This window comes from Stenotrophomonas sp. SPM, from assembly GCF_003105135.1.
Lineage (GTDB): Bacteria > Pseudomonadota > Gammaproteobacteria > Xanthomonadales > Xanthomonadaceae > Stenotrophomonas.
The window spans coordinates 1-3951 of the sequence record NZ_QETL01000176.1; the positions used below are offsets into that span (position 1 = coordinate 1).

At 68.4% G+C, this 3951-nt stretch carries 4 protein-coding genes; all 4 read right to left on the bottom strand.

Going from position 1 to position 3951, the window contains the following annotated elements; genetic code table 11:
* Nucleotides 1-187: 187 nt before the first annotated feature.
* The 4 genes from hflX to folP all read right to left on the bottom strand — a co-directional run bounded on the left by hflX (nucleotide 188) and on the right by folP (nucleotide 3737).
* The gene (hflX, locus tag DCO49_RS19550; RefSeq protein WP_116865405.1) at nucleotides 188-1498 is read right to left on the bottom strand and encodes a ribosome rescue GTPase HflX; all 1311 of its coding nucleotides are present in this window, start codon (nucleotides 1496-1498) and stop codon (nucleotides 188-190) included.
* Nucleotides 1499-1512: 14 nt separating this feature from the next.
* A complete protein-coding gene (hfq, locus tag DCO49_RS19555) occupies nucleotides 1513-1791 on the bottom strand; it encodes an RNA chaperone Hfq (RefSeq protein ID WP_116865406.1) in 279 nt (92 codons plus the stop codon).
* Nucleotides 1792-1887: 96 nt separating this feature from the next.
* Nucleotides 1888-2841, bottom strand: coding sequence for a tRNA (adenosine(37)-N6)-dimethylallyltransferase MiaA (miaA, locus tag DCO49_RS19560; protein ID WP_116865407.1), 954 nt, complete (start codon nucleotides 2839-2841; stop codon nucleotides 1888-1890).
* Nucleotides 2841-3737, bottom strand: a complete 897-nt coding sequence (gene folP, locus DCO49_RS19565; RefSeq protein ID WP_116865408.1) for a dihydropteroate synthase — start codon at nucleotides 3735-3737, stop codon at nucleotides 2841-2843. Before folP ends, miaA begins: the two co-directional genes overlap by 1 nt.
* Nucleotides 3738-3951: the final 214 nt, after the last annotated feature.

Sequence of the window (3951 nt, forward strand, 5' to 3'; positions counted from 1 at the left end):
ACCCATCCATGGGGGCTTGGTCGCGGCATCCATGCCGCTCACACCCCCTCAACCGGACCCACCCCGCCTTCGACAGTTTTCTGCGGGCTGTCGAAACGGCGTTCTGCTCTGGTGGGTGCCGACCGTCGGTCGGCACGGGGTCAGATCCCTTTGCGCAGCAAAGGGCTCTGACTCCACCCGATGTGGCTTACCACTCCGGCAGTTTTTCCGGCAGCAGGTCGCGGATCGGGTCGCCGTCGGGGCTGGCGGCCAGCTTCTCGGCTTCGGCGATCGGGATGTCGACCTGCAGCAGCCAGCCGTCTTCGTCGGCCGCTTCGCTGCGGATTACTTCCAGCTGGTGCAGGCGCGCGCGCAGGCGGCCTGCGCTGGGCGGCAGGCGCAGTTCGCCACTGACGTGCTGCAGGCCCAGGCGCTTGCCCAGCACGCTCTGCAGCAGTTCCAGGCCTTCGCCGTCGCGGGCCGAGATCCAGACCCGCTCGCGGCGCGAGGGATCGGGGATGCCGTCCTGGCCGTCGTGACGCACTTCGGCACCCTCGATGCGGTCGATCTTGTTGAACACCAGCAACTGCGGCAGGTCACCGGCACCGACGGCGGTCAGTACTTCGTCGACCTGGGCGATGCGCTCCTCGCGGTGCGGATCGGCAGCGTCGACCAGGTGCAGCAGGAAGTCAGCCTCGCGCGCTTCGGACAGGGTCGAGCGGAACGCGGCGACCAGGTCATGCGGCAGGTCGCGCACGAAGCCCACGGTATCGGCCAGCACCACGCTGCCGCCGGGCACGGCGATGCGGCGCACCGTCGGGTCCAGGGTGGCAAACAGCTGGTCGGCGGCGTACGCCTCGGCACCGGTCAGGGCATTGAACAGGGTCGATTTGCCGGCATTGGTATAGCCGACCAGGGCCACGCGAGGCAGCTCGCTGCGCAGGCGCGCGCGGCGCATCTGGGTGCGCTGCGTTTCAACCTTTTCAAGCCGCTTCTGCAGCTGCTCCACCCGCTTCTGCAGCAGGCGGCGGTCGGTTTCCAGCTGGGTTTCACCCGGGCCGCGCAGGCCGATCGAACCACCGCGCTGACGCTCAAGGTGGGTCCAGCCGCGCACCAGCCGCGTGGCCAGATGGCGCAGCTGCGCCAGCTCGACCTGCAGCTTGCCTTCGTGGCTGTGCGCACGCTGGGCAAAGATGTCCAGGATCAGGCCGGTACGGTCGATCACCCGGCGCTCCAGGAAGCGTTCCAGGTTGCGTTCCTGGCCCGGGCTCAGCGAATGGTTGACCAGGATCAGGTCCGCGCCGGTTGCGTCAGCCGCAGCCTTGATCTCGTCCAGCTTGCCGCTGCCGATCAGGGTCGACGGGTTGGGACGGTCCAGGCGCGCGGTGATGGTGGCGGCGATGCTGGCCCCTGCCGAGCGGGCCAGATCTCCGAACTCTTCCAGCACGTCTTCTTCCAGCTTGCCGAAATGGGGCTGGATCAACAGGGCGTTTTCGCCCTTTTTCGAGCGGTCAAACATTCACCGCTCCGGAATTACTCGTCTGCTTCATCACCCGCCTGACCATCATTTTCACCTGACTGCACGTAGCCACCACCCGGCCCGACTTTCACGTTACGCGCCGGCACCACGGTGGAAATGGCGTGCTTGTAGACCATCTGGCTGACGGTGTTGCGCAGCAGGACCACGAACTGATCGAACGATTCGATCGTGCCCTGCAGCTTGATGCCGTTGACCAGATACACCGAAACCGGCACGCGTTCGCGCCGCAGTGCATTCAAGAAAGGATCCTGCAGCGATTGCCCCTTGGACATTGCTAACTCCTGATTATTGTTCTTATTGGGTTGCCGGTGGATGCCGCGGCCCCCGAGCCGGCCGCCGACCCATGATGGTACACGGCCGGCGGCAGTTCAGCGTGCGACGAAGGTCGACACCGCGCCGGACAGGCGCTCGTGGTCGATATGGGGGTCGAACCAGCGGGCATCAAGCTCGCCACGAAGCCAGGTCAGCTGGCGCTTGGCCAGCTGCCGGGTGGCGAAAATGGCCTTGTCTCGGAAGCGGGCGGCGTCGCCCTGCCCGTCCAGGAATTCCCACGCCTGGCGGTAGCCGACCGCGCGCACCGCCGGCAGGTCCAGCGGCGCGGCCACGGCCGCCATCTGTGGCAGGGCCCGCAGGGTACGGACCTCGTCCAGGAAGCCCTGCAGCAGCATGGCGTCGAAGCGGGCCTCGATGCGCTGGTGCAGCACGGCCCGGTCGCGCGGGGCCAGTATCAGTTTCAGGGTTCGCACCGGCAACGGCGCCACGCCGGGGCGGCGCTGCCATTCAGTGATCGGGGTGCCGGTCAGCCGGTAGACCTCCAGCGCCCGCTGGATGCGCTGCGGGTCGGTGGCGTGGATGCGCGCGGCGGCCGCCGGGTCGACCTGCGCCAGTTCGGCATGCAGGGCGGCCCAACCGCGTTCGGCGGCCTCGGCACTGAGCACCTCGCGCATTGCCGGGTCGGCCTCGGGCATCGGCGAGAGCCCCTGCAGCAGGGCGCGGAAATACAGCCCGGTGCCGCCGGCCAGGATCGGGGTCTTGCCGCGGGCGACGATGTCGGCCACCACGCGACCAGCATCGGTGGCGAACTCGGCCGCCGAATAGGTCTGCCAGGGATCGCGCAGATCCAGCAGGTGATGCAGTGCCTGCGCGCGCTCGGCGGCGTCGGGCTTGGCGGAACCGATGTCCAGGCCGCGATAGACCAGCGCCGAATCGACGCTGACGATCTCACCGTCCAACGCCTGGGCCAGGCGGATCGCCGTGGCGGTCTTGCCACTGGCGGTCGGGCCCATCACCGCGATCGCCAGCGGACGCTGGTCGACAGCCATCAGTCTTCGTCCGGCCAGCGGATCGACGGAGCAGCATCGACGCGGGACGCGGGCACCGCGTCCACGGCCTCCCAGATCTTCAGGGCATCGACCGTGGCGGCCACGTCATGCACGCGCACGATGCGGGCGCCGCGCTGCACGGCGATCAGGTGCGCCGCCACCGACGCGGCCACGCGTTCGGTCGCCACCTCGCGGCCGGTCAGCTCGCCCAGGCTGCGCTTGCGCGACAGGCCGGCCAGCATCGGCACGCCCAGCTCGAGGAAGCGCTCGGAACGGGCCAGCAGGGTCATGTTGTGCGCCGTGGTCTTGCCGAAGCCAAAGCCCAGGTCGATCAGCAGATTCTTCTTGGCGATGCCGGCCATTTCGGCAGCGAACAGACGCTGCACGAGGAAACCGTGGACCTCAGCCACCACGTCGTCGTAATGCGGGTCGGCCTGCATGTGGCCGGGTTCGCCCTGCATGTGCATCAGCACCACCGGCACCCCGGTATCGGCGGCCGCGTCCAGCGCGCCCTCCTGACGCAGGCCGAAGATGTCGTTGATCATGCCGGCGCCCGCCGCCACTGCCGCGCGCATCACCTCCGGCTTGAAGGTGTCGATGCTGATCGGCACGGTGGTGCGGGCAGCGAGCTGTTCGATTACCGGCAGCACGCGCTGCAGTTCTTCTTCCACCGACACCGGCGCGGCACCCGGGCGGGTCGACTCGCCGCCGATATCCAGCAGGTCGGCACCCTCCTCCACCAGCTTCAGGCCATGGGCCACGGCGGCATCGGTGCTGTCGTGCGCGCCACCATCGGAGAACGAATCCGGGGTGACGTTGACGATGCCCATGACCCGGGCGCGGTCCAGGCGCAGGATGCGGCCGGCGCAGTCGAGCTGGGGGGAGATATCGAACATGGGCGATCCTGCGGGCAACGGTGTTTAGTTTAGTTCGGCAGGGCTGCGCCCTGCACCCGCAGAAGCTTCAAGCCGAAGCAACAGCGACAGCGGGCCTTCCGTGGGTTGGCGGGGCGGGTCCGGTTGAGGGGGGCGCTGCAAGTACGTCCATGTAAGCTCGGTCGCCGCATCCATGCGGCTCACGCCCCCTCAGCCGGACCCACCCCGCCTTCGA